Here is an 18,354-nt window from a genome sequence, read left to right on the forward strand (position 1 = left end):
AAATAGGTCTATGGTAGATCCTAGAACGGAATATCGTCATCAAAATCAAAATCAGGTTCGGCCATTGGTGGTGTTTGCTGACCGCCCTGAGGACGTTGTTGAGGCTGTTGCTGGTAGCCTCCGCCTTGATTGCCACCACCCTGATTGCCGCCGTAGGCAGGTTGATTATTGTTATTGCTGTAACCGCCTTGCTGGCCGCCACCTTGTGGACGCTGTTGGTAACCGCCGCCCTGGCCGCCCTGACCACCTTCACGTCCACCCAGCATTTGCATCTGGTCAACGATAATCTCGGTAGTGTAACGATCCTGGCCTTGCTGATCCTGCCATTTGCGGGTTTGCAATTTACCTTCAACGTAAATCTGAGAGCCTTTTTTAAGGTACTCACCTGCAATTTCCGCCAGACGACGATACATAGTCAGGCGGTGCCATTCAGTGCGTTCCTGAACCTGACCTTGCTGATCTTTCCAGCTCTCACTGGTTGCCAGGCTTAAGTTGGCAACGGCGTTGCCGTTGGGCATGTAACGCACTTCCGGGTCGTTACCTAAATTACCGACCAGAATGACTTTGTTAACGCCTCGTGTTGCCATGGATGTCTCCTGTAAATCTGTTACGCGCTTTTATAGCGTCTGTCGTGCTTAATATATTCTAACGAAGCTTGCCAGTATATCTTAAATTTGCCAAGCGCTCAGTCCCTTTTTCTGCTTGCGGACAAGATAAATTGCTAACCGCTGTTTAACGCCAATGATATCAGTGTTCAAGGTCATTTATACCTGAACACTAGCAGGGAATGCTAAACCTCATTTTCCTCAATCCGTTCAAATATGAATCACCACGACGCAAAACAGGAAATCGTTTCACCGTTTAACTCATTGTTATTTATGAAATTTAAAAAATACGCGATAAATTTACACACTTTTTATGGAAAACGTTTTCCCTCCTATGTTATAAATATGTTATTGCTAGCGTGGACGTTAACCTAAGCATACGAATAATTAATAAATAGATAACGTCCACAGAATTTGAAAAACGAGACACTCTTGCCTTGGGAGTTATATATGAAAACACCATTTAAACTGAGCCTTACCGCACTAGCATTAGTTCAGGGACTGGGACTGTCTGTGGCACATGCCCAGGAAGACACGACCGCCCAGGTACAGGAAGAAGAAACTGAAGTCATTACCGTACGTGGCTTTGGTAGTACGCTGACCCGCTCACTGCAACACAAAAAACTGGCCGACTCTACCGTTGAGATCATCTCGACCGACGATTTGGGCCAGTTACCCGATGTAACCATTACTGACGCACTGGCCCGTTTGCCTGGCGTTGCCGCCGACCGTGACCGCGGTAACCCTAGTATTCTGTCTATCCGCGGCCTGGGGCCTCGTCTGAACCTGGCGACCATGAATGGCCGCGAAATCGTGAGTGGCGAACCGAGCCGAAGCGTGCGCTACGAACAATTTCCTGCTGAGCTGATCAGCTCGGTAGAAGTCTACAAGAGCCCAATGGCAAACCAAACAGAAGGCGGTATTTCTGGATTGGTTAACATGAATTTTGTTGAACCTTTGTCTCGCGATGAAGGACTGGTAACGGTCACTGCACATGCCATGGATTACGTGTTGGGTGACGATGTCCCCACCGCAGATGCCAGCGGCAAGCGCGGTAGCTTCAGTATCATCGAGCCTATCTCTGACACCTTTGGTTTTGCCTTTGGTATTGCGTATCAGGATCAGCCTTCGGTTCAGCGAGAGACCTCTTCTTACTCGTACAACAAATACGACTGGGATATGGGTGACGTAAACGAAAACGGCATCAAAGAAGCGGCGCCATGGGGTGGTAAATCCGCAACCAAAGGCGGAAACACTGAACGTGTGGGCAGCATGGCCGTAATCCAGTGGCTGCCTACAGATGCCCTGCAGGTTAAATACAACCTTTTCTATTCCAAGTTTGATATCGAAGAACGTGAAGACCAGTTCTGGTTCGACGGCTGGGGCAACTGGCAGAACTCCAGTCTATGGAACTACCAGAATTCTCAGTATGACACGCAAATTGTGACGACTGAAAACGGTGGCGAACAAATCACCGCTGGCGGCTTAATTTGGGCAAATCACTCGGCCAACAACGCTACCTGGTTCCAGCAAAACGAACTGGTAAGCACCGGTCTGAATCTGGAATGGCAGGGTGATGTTTGGCTAACCGCGCTGGATGTAGGTTACTCAAACGCATCGATTGAATCACGCTGGGTAAATGTCACTTCAACCTATACCGGCCCAACACCCGTTGATATTGGCTGGGATGTAAGCGGCGACCGTCTGGAAGTCGTTGCCAGCGAAGAGATTGGCAATCCGGACTACTACACGCTGAACGGCATGACCGTTGACAACGACCGCATCCTCGACGACGAAATGCTGACCATCAAAGCAGATATGTCTCGCTTTGTGGACTGGGGACACGCCACCCAGCTGAGCTTTGGTGTGCGTTGGTCAGACCGCGAAAAAGACAATAACGTTATCTCCTGGTGGCAGGGCGTAACAGACAGTTCAGTTAGCGGGTATGGCAGCAGCTATGCACTTGGTGGCGGCTTTGTGTCACCGGATTTATACACCATCAACAATTGGCAATCAGTGGTTAATCAGGCATTTGGTGGTATCGACAGCCGCAACAACAACGATCCTCAGCCGCAAAACCTGTTGAACTCGTGGAATGTTCAGGAAACCAATTCTGCCGCTTATTTCATGCTTAACCTCGATGGTGAATTGTTCGGTATTCCGTATACAGGTAACGCTGGTGTCCGCTATGTGCGCACTGAGTCCACGTCTGCCGGCTACCAAACCGAAGACGGCGTAACCATTGAACCGACTTCAGTAGACCACAGCTATAGCGAGATCCTGCCTTCACTTAACCTGCGTTTGTCGGTAACCGAAGATTCGCAAGTTCGTGTTGGCCTGGCCCGCACCATGTCACGCCCACCGCTGGTAGAAATGCGCACGGGTTTCTGGCTGGATAACCAATCTCCAGTGAAAACGGCTTCAGGTGGTAACCCCAAACTGAACCCCTTTGTGGCTGATCAGATTGACTTAGGTTATGAATACTTCTTCTCAGAAGACGCTGCACTGACGTTCTCTTTGTTCTTTAAAGACCTGAAAACTCACGTTGGTAGCGCCACTGACACCATTACCTTCAACGGCGTTGAATATCAGTTCAGCGGCCCGGTTAACGGTGATGGCGGTCAAATTCGCGGTTTCGAAGTAATGTATCAGCAAGCGTTTACCATGCTGCCAGAGCCCTTTGACGGCCTTGGAATTTACTCGAACTACAGCTACACCGACAGCAACGTGACTGAGTTTGTGCCAGAAGACAACCCACTGCCATTAGGCGGATTGTCGAAAAACGTTGGCAGCCTGACCTTGTGGTACTACAAATCTGGGTTTGACGCCAAGGTGTCTTACAACTACCGCAGTGCCTACACGCGTGTTGGCAGTTGGGATCCAACGGAAATCACCACAACGCGTGGGGAAGCAACCGTTGATGCCAGTATCTCTTACGACGTGACTGACAAGTTTAAGATCATGCTGCAGGGTCAAAACCTGACTAACGAAGTGTCGCAAAGCTACTTCGACAACGACCCAAGCCGCATCGGCAGTTACATTGAGTGGGGCAAGCGTTACCTGATTGGTTTCCAATACTCCATGTAAGGAACATCGCTGCCTGAGACCCACGGGCAGCGAGTTTTGGCAGAGCCTGACGTGTGTGCCTGGTTCAGGTTCTGCCCGCTTTAAAGCAAGTCCCATTCTGTTTTTAGTTACTACGTTTAAACAAACTGAGGTTACCTCGTGAACTATTTTGCTCGTACGGCATTGCTATTGAGCAATGTACTTTGGCTCAGTGCCTGCCAACCCAATCCGCCTTCGGACACCGCTGATATCGACAGCACCACGTCCGGGGTTGCAATAAGCCAAACCATTAATTTCAATCAACAATGGCAGTTCACTAAAGCCGATGAAAACGGCCAGCCGCCTGCTGATTCATGGCAAACCGTACAGCTACCCCACACGCCAAATCTCGAGCCCGAAGTCGTCAACGATCAATGGCAAGGCATTGCGTGGTACAAGAAAACCTTCGACGCGCCCGCGAGCTGGCATGAAAAAACCGTGCTACTGCGCTTTGAAGCTGCAATGAACGTTGCAACAGTGTGGCTCAACGACCAGCAGTTAGGCGAGCACATGGGGGGCTATCTGCCTTTCACACTGGATCTCACCCCTTACCTGCAACCGGGCAGCAACACGCTAACCGTGAAACTGGACAATCAGGACAATCCGCTGACGGGCCCGAAACCACTGGGGCTATTGGACTTTAATACCTATGGTGGTTTGTATCGCGGCGTGAGTGTGATGGTGAAAGATCCGCTGCACATTACTGACGAGATTCTGGCCGACATTCCTGCAGGCGGCGGTATTTTTGTAACATACCCTCAGGTAAGTGAAGACGTATCCCGCGTCAACATTAAAACTCATGTGGCCAACCAATCAGCAACGCCGGCTACGTTTACCCTAGTGCAAACGCTGGAAAATAAAGGGCAAACGATTTCTCAGCAAACCCAGTATACCCTTGAGCCAGGACAGGCTGAACACCTTGAGCAGCATCTTACCGTCGAACAAGCCAGACTCTGGTCGCCGACTCAACCCAACCTGTATACCCTGACTACCGAATTGCGCCGTAACAATGAACTGGTTGAGCGTCAGCAGCGCAAAATCGGTATTCGCGAATTTGCCTTCAATGAAAACCACGAATTGCTGATCAACGGCGAGAAAACCTTCCTGCGCGGCGTTAACCGCCATCAGGAATACCCTTTTGTAGGTTATGCCATTTCTCCGCAGGCCGATTACCGCGACGCGGTAAAAATTAAATCAGCCGGATTTGATTATGTGCGCCTGTCGCATTACCCACACTCCCCTGCCTTTATGCAAGCTGCGGATGAACTGGGCTTAGTGCTGCTCAACGCCGTGTTAGGCTGGCAGTTTTATAACGCCGATCCGGCCTTCGAAGCGCATATTATCGACAGCTGCGCCGACCTTATTCGCCGTGACCGCAACCACGCCAGCGTGATCGCCTGGGAATGCTCGTTAAACGAGTCTGATATGCCAGACGAGTTCATTGCAACACTGCACAACACAGTTAAAACCGAATACCCAGGTGCGTTTTCAGCGGGTTGGGAAAAGGGTTACGACATCTTTGTGCAGGCCCGCCAACACCGTTTACAGCACTACAGCACGCCAAACCAGCCTTACATTGTGTCTGAATACGGTGACTGGGAATACTATGCGCAGAACGCGGGTCTGAACCAGGATGCGTGGGAAGGCCTGAAAGAAGAAGAACGTACCAGTCGCCAGTTGCTCAATAGCGGTGAAAAGCGCTTGCTACAACAGGCTCTGAACCTGCAGGAAGCGCACAACGATAACTTTACCGTGCCTGCATTTGCTGACGGTTATTGGGTGATGTTCGACTATAACCGTGGCTATGCTGACGACATTGAGTCATCGGGTATCATGAGCCTCTACCGCCAGCCTAAGTACAGCTATTATTTTTTCCAGAGCCAACGTTCTCCCGAGGAAGTCGATAACCGCTACACCAGTGGCCCAATGGTATTCATTGCCAGTGACTGGCAAGCTGATTCCAGACCAACTGTGCGGGTATTCTCTAACGCCGAACAGGTTAAGCTGTATCTGAACGACACCCTGATTGCACAACAGACGCCGGATACCGACGCACTCAGCTCACACCTAGCGCATCCGCCGTTTACTTTTAAGTTGGCCGGTTTTGAAGCGGGTACGTTGCGCGCGGAAGCGCTCATAGAAGACCAGGTTGTTGCGACTCACAGTGTTGCTACGGCGTCCGCCCCCACCCAAATCGCCTTGCGTATTGATGAAAGCGGCATGCCAGTTCAAGCAGGCGTGAAAGACGTGGTATTCGTGTATGCTCAACTGTTGGACGCCAACGGCAACCCGGCTTTCGTCAACAACATCGAACTTTCAGCCAGCAGTACTGGCGATATTACTATATTAAATCAAAGCCCTATCATGACTGCTCGCGGTGAAGCTGCACTGTTAATTGAAGCAGGTCAGCAGTTGAGCGGTGCAACCGTAACCGTTTCCGGCCCGGGACTCGCCGCGGCCACTCTCACGTTTTAACGATTTAGGAGCATTTTAAGGCATGCAAATTCTGGTCACTGGTGGTGCGGGCTATATCGGCACGCACACCTGTGTGGCTCTGCTTTACGCAGGTCACCAAGTCGTCGTTATCGACAACTTTAGCAATAGTCACCCACAGGCTCTCAAGCGCGTGGAAGCCATTACCGGCCAGTCCATTACCTGCTTTGAAGGCGATGTGGGCGACAAGGCACTGCTGCAACGCATTTTCAGCCAATATGAATTCGATGGCGTAATTCACTTCGCAGGCTCCAAAGCGGTAGGTGAATCCGTTGAAAAGCCACTGATGTACTACTGCAATAATGTGACTGCCAGTCAAACCTTGATTGAGTGCATGCTTGAAGCCGATGTACAGGCGCTTGTATTCAGTTCTTCGGCAACGGTATACGGCGACCCGCATACTGTACCCATTGACGAGTCTTTCCCATTAGCACCAACCAACCCTTATGGCCGCAGTAAGTACATGGTTGAATTGATTATGCAGGATACCTGTGTGGCCTTTGAACGTTTCAGTGCCATTATTTTGCGTTACTTTAACCCCGTTGGCGCGCACCCGAGTGGCCTGATTGGGGAAGATCCCAATGGCATTCCGAACAACCTGATGCCCTTCATCGCTCAGGTAGCCTGTGGCAAGCGCGAACAGCTGTCGGTGTTTGGTAATGACTACCCAACCACCGACGGTACCGGTGTACGTGATTACATTCACGTGTGTGACCTCGCGGAAGGGCACGTTGCTGCGCTGGAACAATTGGCGGCAAATCCAGGCTCGCATATCATTAACCTGGGCACCGGACAGGGTGTCTCTGTATTGGAAATGGTCAAGGCCTATGAATCTGCCAGTGAACAACCGGTACCCTACAGAATTGCACCACGACGCCCGGGTGACGTAGCAAAATGCTATGCTAATGCCAATCGCGCCAAATCATTGCTGGGATGGCAGGCTACACGGGATTTAACTGACATGGTGGCCTCAAGCTGGCACTGGCAATCAAACAACCCTAATGGCTATCAGGGTGACAAGGAGTAATACAATGTCGCTATCTCGTTCACTTCTTCGCTTCGCGATACCGTTTTGTTGTGTCTTGTTGTTATCGATTGCCCTGAGTGCGAATGCCCGGGATATCACAGTTGAAAACGGCGAAATGCGTTGGCAGGACACAGGCGAACCTGTCGCCCTGTTTGGTGTGAATTACAGTGCGCCGTTTGCCTACGGCTATCGCGCCATCGAGCGCCGCGGTATTGATCACAAAGCCGCTATCGACATGGATGTGGCTCACATTGCACGCCTGAAACTCGATGCCTACCGCATTCACGTGTGGGACAAAGTCATCAGCGACAAGCAAGGCAATCTGCTGAACAACCACAACCTTGAACTGTTTGACTACCTGATGCTGCGTTTACAGGAACGTGGCATAAAGGCCATTATTACGCCGATTGCGTGGTGGGGCTCAGGTTACCCGGAGCCCGATCCGGAGGAACCCGGCTTTGCGGTTGGCTTCAGCAAGTCAGACATGAATGAAAAAGAACACTTAATTGCCGCTCAGGAACGCTACCTTACGCAGTTTTTGCAGCATAAAAACCGCTATACCAACCGGGTAGTCGCGACCGACCCCGATATTATTGCTTTTGAACTGTTCAACGAACCCAAGCATCCTCAACCTCCAGAGGATGCAAAGGCTTACGTAAACCGGCTGATTAACGCCGTGCGTGCAGCCGGCGTCACTAAACCCTTGTTCTACAACATTGCTGAACAGGGCAACAAGCCGCAATTTGCTGAGGCCTTGTGTAACAGCAACATCGACGGTATTGCTTATCAGTGGTATCCCACAGGCTTGCTGAAATACAGCGCAATGAACACCAATATGCTGCCAGCGGTTTCACGCTACACCGATCCATTTGCAGGCATAGAAGCCTGTGCGCCGAAAGCGCGAATGGTGTACGAATTTGACGCCGCGGACGTGGCGCATACGGTCATGTACCCCGCGATGGCACGCAGCTTTAAACAAGCCGGCTTTCAGTGGGCCACGCAATTTGCTTACGATCCTGCGGTGATTGCCAACACCAACTCCGACTACAACACCCACTTTTTAAACTTGCTGTACACACCGGGTAAGGCAATTAGCCTGATGATTGCGGGTGAGGAGTTTCGAGCGCTTCCGCTAGATTACCAGGCTTCAGACTACCCGGCTAACAACCAGTTTGGCCATACGCAACTCAGCTATACCGACAACCTTGCGGTTTTCGACGATGGTAAGCAGTTTTATTATACCAACAGTACGACTACCAAACCCAAACAAGCAAATACACTGGAACATATCGCCGGTGTCGGTAGCTCACCTCTGGTTAGTTACACCGGAAGCGGTGCCTACTTTCTGGACCGTCTGGAGAATGGTGACTGGCGTTTAGAAGTTTTTCCCGATGTGATCAACTTACAGGATGCGTATCAGTCCTCCAGCTTGAAACGCGAGGTAAGTCGGTTATACGCGCAGCATCGCGATATGCAGATAAATTTGCCTGAACTGGGCAGCCGCTTTACTGCAGTGCGCATTAGTGGCACTGAAGCAGAGTCCGCCGCGCAGACCATGGAGGCAATGAGCGGGCGCATCACCGTGCAGCCCGGCATCTATGTGTTATCTGAAAAATCCAGCGTGAAGCCTGCCTCCACCATCGATAACCGCTATTATTTACCTACTATCCCCACTGTAGAGCCAGTGTTAATTCATCAGGCTGCACGGCAGCACACGCTTGGCGAGCCCCTGATATTCCGCGTAATAGCACAAGGGATTAGCAACAAAGCACAAGTGAGCCTGCAATTGAAATATCAGGGCTACAACGACTACCTGACTATCCCGATGACAACGGCCGGACAGGGCGTGTTTGAAGCATCGTTGCCTGAGGATGACGCCTGGCAACAGCCCGGAAAGCTGGAATATGTCTTTACGGTAAATGACAGCGGAAAAACTATAACGTTTCCGGGCAAAGTAAGCGGTAGTCCTCAGGACTGGGACCATGTAACAGCGGGTCAGTACCACACGGTATTAATGCCTGCGCTCTCCCCTGTTGTCATTTTCGACCCGGCGCTGGATCGCGCGGCGCTGATCACACCTCAACAAGCCATTGCATGGCCTGCCTCATCGGCCTCAGCGGACGGAGAGAGCGTGCGATTGGAGGTATTTGAGCCTCATCATCCCTTGGGAGGGTCTTTACTGCGCACCGAACTGCCTAAAGACCTGACGATTCAGGGCCGTGATTTAACCGGCTATAACGCATTGGCACTGCGAGTGAGAGCGACTACACACAAAGACATCCTGGCACTGGGTGTTATTGCCAATGACGGCCTGGCCTTCGGCGCCAGTGTTGCCATAACCAATGAATGGCATACGCTTGTCATACCTCTGGATGCGCTGAAACCGGTTGCGACGGTTATGCCAAGGGCTTACCCCATGTTTATGCCTGTCACGTTACCAGCAAATAGCACAGCCGGCGCGTTGGATTTACAGCAGCTCAGTGGCTTGCAGTTTCAATTACCGGCGTCACGTTCAAACCATCACAAGCACCGTCGGGGGATAGAACTCGGCGAAGTTGCACTGGTCGCGTTAAGCGAATAAAACGCAAAAGGGACCGCATGAGGTCCCTTTTTACTATCCGATATACTATTGCCCTATTTATAAGCTTTAAAGACGGCGTGATGCATATTCTCCGGATGGCCACGCTGACCATAAGTAAAATCTGCAATAAGTTCGACTCGAACGAAGCCAGCATCCTCGATCATCGCGCGCAGACCCGACAAACTGAAACTCCACCAGGTTACGTCATTGTGACCGCCATGATATTGCAGGTATTTACGCTCGCCCATGGCCTCCAGACTCGGATCGTAAACATCCGAAATGATGGCGTATTCACGACATACTTTTGCAATATTCTGTAAGGCTTTTACAGGGTTGTTCAAATGAATAAGAAAATCACCAGAATGAACAACGTCAAACATGCCGAACTGGTCTGGTGACAAGTCATAGACATTACATATTACCCGTTCCACCTTGGAGTTATAGGCCGCTTTGGCAATAGCAAATCCACGCCCGAACTTAATACTGAGCTCTTCCTCAGTTGCTTGCGCCATTCTTGATGGCAAATAGTCGCAGTCGGCTGGCCCTTCTACATCCAGCGCCAGCACCTCACTCGCGCCACGCTTCTCTAATTCGAAGGCCCAGAATCCGTCGAATGTAGCCACATCCAGAACCCGTTTTCCCTCCAAACGCTCGGGCAAGCAGTAACGGTCTAATATCGGATTTTGATCGAATTGCCCTGGGGTAGTGAGCCCATTGTCAAAGTGAAGCGTGTGATACCAGTACGTACTGTTTATCTGCTCCTGAAGGGAGCCTTGTGCAACCGGGGCCGGCTGGGCAGAGGATTTCTCAACATCGGCGGCATGCTTGTCCGTCATCTGTTTACGGCGTTTGCGTTGAATAGACGTTGTGAGCGCTTTCCACAGTGAACCATTATAAGCAATACTAATGCCCGCACTGTATTTGTCGGCAGTAATACCCAGCGTAAATCCTAAAAAGCTGACTTTCCTAAACGGCATAACTGTCGTATCTCCGGCGTTCCCTCGTTACTAAAATAGTAAGGCCATCAACACACCATTACAACAACTTGTGTGACGCCGCATAAACCAGAATCCTCTGCACTCCCTTGTATTCGGCAATTCAACATTGCCTGTGCGAGAACGGTTTTAATTCTGATTATTAACAATGAATGGTGAGGATTGAAACGCGGAAAATAATTAACGCAAGGGTAAAAGAAAGTACGAGGGAACAACCATCCCCTCGTCATTTCGGCCTCTGTAAAATGTATTTACGACGGTGAATAAGGCAGAGAAGACTGGTGCGCAACAATTCTCAATTTGCCCGACTTGTCTTTCACGTAGGCGAATGTATATTCAACCTTTGTTTCACCCCCTTTGGTATCAGAAAAATAGTAATTTCCCATTGCAACCGCCATGCTGCAACTGTTGTTGATGATGCCTACATTTTCAAATTTCACGTTGGTGTAAGGCTTAATGGCAAAGCCCTTGTCCTCGGAGTAAGACGCGTTGTCGCCAACAAAATAAGACAGTGCGGCGTCGAAGCTCGATCGAAACTGTACTTTGGCTGCCAGTGTCGGTTTAAACAGAACACTGCTTAAATCGTAGCCATACATATCCTGAATAAAGTCTGCCGCCTCAGTTTTGTAATCTCCTTTGGCAGAAAACACTGACCCAATGCGGACAATGCCATCTCCCCACATCTTCTGGGCTTCAACCACTTCCCGTTCTGAAATGCATACGTCCGAATATAACAATTGGTTGTCTACTACGGCTGGCGAGACAGACTGCGAAGCCACTTTACCTGCTTCATTTTGAAGTTGTTGAGATTGCGCTGTCGCACAACCAGTCAGAAAAACGGTGGTCAGGGATAAAGCAACTAACGATGGTAATTTAACATTTCTCATAGCAATACTCTCTTATCCAAATGAATCTAACGACTAACATGTCGCCGTGTGAATCTTCATGAACAAGTGTATTGAAGCAGTCTGAATAAGACTTGAAAGGAACATTAAAAGAACATTAAAACCGTCGGCTCAAATCTCACAGGGTCTGTAGTACCAGAATTAAGCTTGCGGGATAGTTGATGTAGCCAGTGCAGTGTTGAGGTGTCGCCGTGCACTGCGATAATCCGGAAAAAACACGGCATCGTTTATTTCCAACCCGGCTTTACTGCGCATAGCGTTGACCTGATGCCGGGCAATCGGTGAGCGCATCACATAAGCCTCGGCTCTGCAGCCCCGGCTTCCGCAGGCCATAAAGGACTCGGTAAGAATAGTCAGTGCGTCAGCGGTGGCGGCTTCAAAGCCATTGGAAATACTCATGTAGGCCCAAGGCTGATGTTCCAGAACCGAAACAAATTCAATAACATCACGTTTGAAGTTCCTGGCCAGACGGACGCCACACGGCCCCTCGAACTGTGACACAAGCACATTGCCAATAATGCGTAACTTCACACTACCGTATTTGTCTTGGTAAAACACATCGTACAATTTTGCTGTCCGCGCTGAACTCACTAACGTCTCCATGCGTTGAATCGGTATCCGGGCACAACGCTGATAAACGCAGTACAACCATCCTTGGTTATAGCGCTAAACGTTCAATTATTCAACAGGTTCTGCGTGTTCTCAGCGACCTCAAAGATAATTACAACCGCCCCATAGCGGCCAGTGTAGCAAATAAGATAATGCAGGCCGACAACACGAATAACAGAGCGCCCGACACAAGAATCAAAGCGCGTTCACTGCCGGCAGCACGGCCCGTTGACATCGACAGCGGTTGGGAACATGCCAGTCGGGTAGCAATAATACTCATGGGCAGCGCCAGTAAAACACCAAGAATTTCGACCACTTCCAGTGCCGTTGGCATTGGCGTAGGCGAAGTTGGAAATACGCGAGCCAGGTCGATAGCATAGACCCACAAGTAGCTCAGCCCAGCCAAAACAGTAGCCTTAAAAGCCCAGCGCTGGCGCTGAAAACAAAAGTACGCGAGCATAAAACTTCCTACCCCAAGTACTGTAAGGTAGCTGTTAAACAGCGCAAGAATGATAGGTGAGATATGCGAGAAATCGCGGGTTTCTATTGGCCCGCCAGGGACCAGAATTGATAACCCCAGGCCAGATAACAACAATAATAACGAAAGTGTACGGTGCATAAAGTCCTCCAAATAACGATGAGAACAGTATCGGGCAGCCAGGGTGAATAAGAGGTAAAAAAAAGCCCCTGCGAGAGGGGCTTTTGATTTCTACAGTGGTGTTTACCACCAAATAATATAGAACGCGGCAACGACAATCGTCAGTGCCAGTGACGCCAGATTAAAGCCTGAGGTCGTTTTAAAGTTGATGTCATTTAGCTCAACCGCATTTGCGTGGTCGCCTTTGCTTTCAATCAGGCTCACAATCACAGCCAGACCGACACACAGCAGGAATACGATACCAACACGGTCCATAAATGGCAGTTCAGGCAACAACAACTTGAAGCTCAGACTGAACACGGCAGAGCCGATAGCGGCCACCAAACCACCATTTGCAGTGGTTTTCTTCCAGAACATACCTAATGCGAACAAGGCAACGATACCCGGTGTGAAGAAGCCGGTGAATTCCTGGATATACTGGAATGCCTGGTCGAACTGACCTAACAACGGCTTAGCAGCAACCATTGCAATCAACAAGGCAACCAGACTCACGATACGACCTACTTTTACATAGTGTTGCTGAGACTTACCCGGGTTGCGATCTTTGTAGATATCCATGGTGAAGATGGTTGAAACACTGTTGGTCATAGATGCCAGTGACGACACGATAGCTGCCACCAATGCAGCAAAAATAATCCCTTTCAAACCTACAGGCATTAGCGTCATTAACGACGGGTATGCCTGGTCAGCTTTTTCCAGATCTGGCACTAACAGCACAGCAGCAATACCCGGTAGCACCACAATCAACGGCATCAATACTTTAAGGAAAGCAGCGAACACAATACCTTTCTGAGCTTCATTCACACTCTTGGCTGCCAGCGTGCGCTGAATGATGTACTGGTTAAAGCCCCAGTAAGACAGGTTCATGATCCACAGACCACCAATAAGTACCGACAGGCCAGGCAGGTCCATATAGTGAGGGTTGTCTTCGCTTAGGATCATGTCGAACTTGCCAGGCAGTTGCTCCGTAACCGTAGCAAAACCAGCCAGTACGCCCTGGCCATCGCCGATCAGATTTAATGCGGTATACGACAGGAACAAGCCACCTGCAACGAGCAGCACAACCTGAATAATATCGGTCATCGCAACCGCCTTCAGGCCACCGTACAGTGAGTATGCCAGCGAGAATACACCCAGGAAAATCATCCCGTACATCAGGTCCACGCCTGCCATGGTATTGATCGCTAATGCGCCCAACCACAACACCGCTGTAAGATTAACGAAGACATACACACCCAGCCAGAATACGGCCATAACCATACGTACGCGGTGGTCATAACGCTGCTCAAGGAACTGCGGCATGGTGTAGATTTTGTGTTTCAGGAAAATAGGCAGGAAGTACTTACCGACAATGATCAGGGTAATCGCAGCCATCCACTCATAAGAGGCAATTGCCAAACCCACCATATAGCCAGATCCCGACATACCGATGATCTGCTCGGCAGAGATGTTTGCCGCAATTAATGAGGCACCAATGGCCCACCATGGCAAACTTGAGCCCGCAAGAAAGTAATCATTGGTGTCTTTTTCGTGTCCCTTTTCTTCACGTGATACCCACCAGGCAATCCCGATAAGCGCAACCACGTAAAGGACAAAGAGCGCAATATCCAACGTTGCTATGTTCATACTATTTTCCATACACTTTTTGTTGTTTTAATACTACATTGTTACTGCAATCAGCCGATTTGTTAAACAAATGCGCCTTGTTCCGCTGTGCAAATGTAAATCGTTTGTTTCAGTTGTGTGTGGGCATGATACTTCGCTTCTACCAGTTTAGACACCTTTTCGGTGAGATTTTTTGGTAATAAAGCAACAACACAACCACCGAAGCCACCGCCCGTCATTCGCACGCCACCCAGGCTGCCAATTTCCTCGCCAATGATTTCAACCAGGTAATCAATTGGCGGAACGGTGATTTCGAAATCATCGCGCATCGACACGTGCGATTGCGCCATTAGTTTACTGACTGTCGCAATGTCATTTTGCTTCAGTGCGGCAAACATGGCTTCTGTACGCGCGTTTTCAGTAATGATATGGCGCGCACGACGAAACTCTTCATCGCTCATATTGGCCTGGTTCGCTGCCAGTAAGGTTAAGTCTGCCTCTCGCAAACTGGCTACGCTCATAGCGTTTGCCGCGCCTTCGCACTGCTGACGACGCAGGTTGTATTCACTGTCTACCAGCCCACGTTTTACGTTTGAATTGATGATCATAATGGCAAAATCATCTGGCAGACTTATGTATTGACGAGACAGGTCCCTACAATCCAGTAACATCGCCTGATCTTTTTTACCCATAGCTGAAATAAGCTGGTCCATAATGCCGCAAGAACAGCCGACAAAATTGTTCTCTGCGCGCTGGCCTATCAGCGCCGCATTTACACCGTTGAGATCCAGTGAATACAATTGGTTGAAGGCGCTGGCAATGGCAACCTCAAACGACGCAGAAGAACTGAGACCTGCACCTTGCGGAACGTTTCCGGTAATCACCAGGTTTGCGCCCTGCAGATTCGGGTAGTCTTGCAATAATTCTTTGCAAACGCCGCGGACATAGTTAGACCAGCCGGGGTAGTCAACGTGTTGGATATCATCGAGAGAAAACTCACACTGGGCGTAATCGTAATCGACGGCGACTACGCTAATAGTCCGGTCATCACGCGGGGAACCAACAATGCGGGTACCAAAATTGATTGCCGCGGGAAAAACAAATCCTTGGTTGTAATCAGTATGCTCGCCGATCAGGTTTACCCTGCCAGGTGCGTGCACTTCAATCGTTGGGCTGTGTTGAAAAAACTCTTCAAATACAGCCAGTAATGCATTGTCTTTTGCCATCTTATTTCGTCTCTTTGTAATGCACGTTTGAAAGCGCACGCAGGCGTTCTGCAGCCTGTTCAGGGGTAATATCACGCTGTGCTTCAGCCATCATCTCGTAGCCAACCATAAATTTGCGCACACTTGCAGAACGCAGTAACGGCGGGAAAAAGTGGGCATGCAAGCCCCAGTCAGGACGTGCTTCGCCATTAAATGGCTGGCTGTGCCATCCCATTGAATAAGGAAATGATGTGTTGAACAGGTTGTCATATTTGGTCGTGATCACACCTACAATATCTGCCAGTGATGCAGCTTGCTCAGTGGTGATATCGGCAAGTGAAGACACGGCAAACCGAGGTAGTAACAGGGTTTCAAATGGCCATGCAGCCCAGTATGGAACGACAACAACCCAGTCTTCGTTACTGCATACCACGCGTTCTTCCTGTTCAAGTTCGCGCTTTGCATAGTCCAGCAACAAGCTGCTTCCGTGCGCCTGGAAATAGTCGGTAAAGCGTTCTGATTTCTTGGCGGCAAGGGTAGGCATGTGCTTTTGCGCCCACACCTGTCCGTGCGGGTGCGGGTTGGAGCAGCCCATCATTGCGCCCTTGTTCTCAAACACCTGCACCCAGCCGTAGGACTGGCTAAGCTCTGCAGTTTGCTCCATCCAGGTCGCAACCACAGCTTCGCGCTGCGAGTTAGTCAGTTCAGGTAGCGTTTTACTGTGATCGGGCGAAAAACAAATAACCCGGCTACAGCCTTGCTCAGCCTGAAAGCGAAACAAAGGATCATTCGACTCTGCGTCTGGCGTATCTTCCTGCAATGCGGCGAAATCATTGGTGAACACAAACGTTTGCTCGTAAACCGGATTCATTTCGCCGTTAATGCGTTTGTTGCCGGCACACAGGTAACAGGTTTCATCGTAGGACGGACGAGGAGTATTGTCGGGTTCATCGCTCTGTCCCTGCCAGGGACGTTTTGCACGATGGGGAGATACCAACACCCATTCACCAATCAATGGGTTGTATCGACGATGAGGATGATCAGAAGGATTGAACGCAGTTGTCATTCCAAAGCCCTTTAAGCTGTTCTCTCGCCGAAATTCGCTAAAACCAGAGTCTGAATAGCAATCTTTCAGCGTGAGTTTATGATGAGGTAAAACGTTTTACCTATTGTAAATAAAAATTCCTTTTTGTAAACAAACGAAGTATGTAATTTTTTAACATCTGCATTAGGATTTTCGCGAAACTTATAATAATTTTATAATTATCATAAGGTTAAATTAGACAGGCTAAAATGAAAACAAGCATTAATTACGCCGTCTCAGCGAATAATTTGCAACGAAATATTCATATAGTGACGACGGGCGCTTGTGTGAAAAAAATCAGAATAAGACCGTAGCCGCCTGCATGGCGGCTTTATAAAAATGCGCTTATATTTCGCTCAAAACATCGAAATCATACTGAATAAATGCCTGATAAGGCCGTTCTGGCGAGACCCAAAAGTCCGGTCTGTCGGGCCAGTTAGGGGTATCGGGATAGTTTTGTGCTTCCAGACACACACCTGCATATTGTTGAAAAGGCTGTTCACCCGCTGCATTTTGTGTCCCTTGCACAAAATTAGCTGAATACAATTGCACACCCGGCATATCCGTGGAGACCGTCATACGTCGCCCACTTTGTGGATCAGCAATTACTGCGAACGGCCCGCCTTCACTATTCAATACATAATTGTGATCATATCCACTGCCAATCTGCATTTGTTTGTGATCACTTACCAACGCTTTACCAATGGTTTTAGCTGGCTCAAAATCAAAAGGTGTATTCACCACTGGCATGAAATCTTTCGTTGTGATCAGAGTATCCGTAACCGGGGTAATAGCGCCGGAACGCAACTGCAACTGATGACTCAGCACATCGCCACCGGCGGCCAGATTGAAATACGCATGATTGGTCAGGCTTATTGGTGTTTTGAGGTCGGACTCAGCGTGGAATACAATCCGAAGGGTATTGTCATGGCCGAGAAGATAGCGCACTTCCACCTGTTTGTTGCCCGGAAAACCGCCTTCCAGGTGGCCGTGTTTCGCAACGAGACGTAGCTCACAACCTTCAGCTGTTACTGTACCGGATGCATCCCAGTTCTTATTGTGTAAACCGCTGGGGCCGCTGTGCAGACAGTGCTCTCCATCGTTTTTATCGAGCGGGTAACTAACCCCGTCTAACTCAAACTGCGCCTGCGCGATACGATTAGCAACCGGCCCAACAGTACGTCCTAAAAATGCGGTATCAGCCAGGTAATCTTCAGCACTTGCCATACTGAGCACGACATTGTCGAATTCACCGTGTTTGTCTTGCACAAACACCCCAACCAATGTCGCGCCCAGTGTACTTACCTGTACCTGCATTCCCTGTTCATTGGTGAGGGTGTATAAATCCACTTCTTTGCCGCCAGCTTTGCCGAAGGCTCGTGATGCTATTCCGGGCGTATTGTGTTTCATGCCATAACCTTTCTAAAGAGTATTGCAAGAAAGGTTATACGTTTTACCTCATAAATCAATAAGTGTGGTAAA

The 18,354-nt window shown here is 49.5% G+C and carries 13 protein-coding genes; 4 read left to right on the forward strand and 9 right to left on the reverse strand.

Features of this window, described 5'->3' with window-relative positions; all coding sequences use genetic code 11:
- Positions 1-20: 20 nt before the first annotated feature.
- Positions 21-587, reverse strand: a complete 567-nt coding sequence (ssb, locus tag BUB81_RS01235; protein WP_073317018.1) for a single-stranded DNA-binding protein — start codon at positions 585-587, stop codon at positions 21-23.
- A gap of 468 nt (positions 588-1,055) precedes the next feature.
- On the opposite strand from ssb, the gene BUB81_RS01240 reads away from it, so the two are divergent.
- From BUB81_RS01240 to BUB81_RS01255, 4 genes are all read left to right on the forward strand, one after another.
- Positions 1,056-3,692, forward strand: a complete 2,637-nt coding sequence (locus BUB81_RS01240; protein ID WP_073317021.1) for a TonB-dependent receptor — start codon at positions 1,056-1,058, stop codon at positions 3,690-3,692.
- A gap of 138 nt (positions 3,693-3,830) precedes the next feature.
- Positions 3,831-6,185: a glycoside hydrolase family 2 TIM barrel-domain containing protein gene (locus tag BUB81_RS01245; protein ID WP_245819094.1), complete on the forward strand. Its 2,355-nt coding sequence runs from the start codon at positions 3,831-3,833 to the stop codon at positions 6,183-6,185.
- 22 nt (positions 6,186-6,207) lie between these two features.
- On the forward strand, positions 6,208-7,230 hold the full coding sequence (gene galE / locus BUB81_RS01250; protein ID WP_073317023.1) for a UDP-glucose 4-epimerase GalE: 1,023 nt from the start codon (positions 6,208-6,210) through the stop codon (positions 7,228-7,230).
- A 4-nt stretch (positions 7,231-7,234) separates the two neighbouring features.
- The gene (locus BUB81_RS01255; RefSeq protein ID WP_073317026.1) at positions 7,235-9,811 is read left to right on the forward strand and encodes a cellulase family glycosylhydrolase; all 2,577 of its coding nucleotides are present in this window, start codon (positions 7,235-7,237) and stop codon (positions 9,809-9,811) included.
- A gap of 53 nt (positions 9,812-9,864) precedes the next feature.
- On the opposite strand, the gene BUB81_RS01260 is transcribed toward BUB81_RS01255, so the two are convergent.
- The 8 genes from BUB81_RS01260 to BUB81_RS01295 all read right to left on the reverse strand — a co-directional run bounded on the left by BUB81_RS01260 (position 9,865) and on the right by BUB81_RS01295 (position 18,282).
- On the reverse strand, positions 9,865-10,788 hold the full coding sequence (locus BUB81_RS01260; protein ID WP_073317029.1) for a class I SAM-dependent methyltransferase: 924 nt from the start codon (positions 10,786-10,788) through the stop codon (positions 9,865-9,867).
- 269 nt (positions 10,789-11,057) lie between these two features.
- On the reverse strand, positions 11,058-11,693 hold the full coding sequence (locus BUB81_RS01265) for a phosphoribosyl-AMP cyclohydrolase (protein ID WP_073317032.1): 636 nt from the start codon (positions 11,691-11,693) through the stop codon (positions 11,058-11,060).
- Positions 11,694-11,852: 159 nt separating this feature from the next.
- Positions 11,853-12,302 carry a hypothetical protein gene (locus BUB81_RS01270; protein WP_073317035.1) on the reverse strand — a complete coding sequence of 150 codons (450 nt, stop codon included), beginning with the start codon at positions 12,300-12,302 and terminating at the stop codon, positions 11,853-11,855.
- A gap of 130 nt (positions 12,303-12,432) precedes the next feature.
- On the reverse strand, positions 12,433-12,939 hold the full coding sequence (locus BUB81_RS01275) for a DUF8051 family protein (RefSeq protein WP_073317038.1): 507 nt from the start codon (positions 12,937-12,939) through the stop codon (positions 12,433-12,435).
- 102 nt (positions 12,940-13,041) lie between these two features.
- Entirely contained in the window at positions 13,042-14,604 is a 1,563-nt protein-coding gene (locus tag BUB81_RS01280) for a sodium/sugar symporter (protein WP_073317042.1), read from the reverse strand.
- A gap of 62 nt (positions 14,605-14,666) precedes the next feature.
- A complete protein-coding gene (galK, locus tag BUB81_RS01285) occupies positions 14,667-15,809 on the reverse strand; it encodes a galactokinase (RefSeq protein WP_073317045.1) in 1,143 nt (380 codons plus the stop codon).
- A 1-nt stretch (position 15,810) separates the two neighbouring features.
- A complete protein-coding gene (locus BUB81_RS01290; RefSeq protein ID WP_073317048.1) occupies positions 15,811-16,854 on the reverse strand; it encodes a UDP-glucose--hexose-1-phosphate uridylyltransferase in 1,044 nt (347 codons plus the stop codon).
- 363 nt (positions 16,855-17,217) lie between these two features.
- Positions 17,218-18,282 (reverse strand): aldose epimerase family protein, encoded by a 1,065-nt coding sequence (locus tag BUB81_RS01295; RefSeq protein WP_073317052.1) that lies wholly within the window; start codon positions 18,280-18,282, stop codon positions 17,218-17,220.
- Positions 18,283-18,354: the final 72 nt, after the last annotated feature.

Origin of the sequence: Marisediminitalea aggregata (genome assembly GCF_900129565.1) — a bacterium.
GTDB classification, from domain to species: Bacteria; Pseudomonadota; Gammaproteobacteria; order Enterobacterales; family Alteromonadaceae; genus Alteromonas; species Alteromonas aggregata.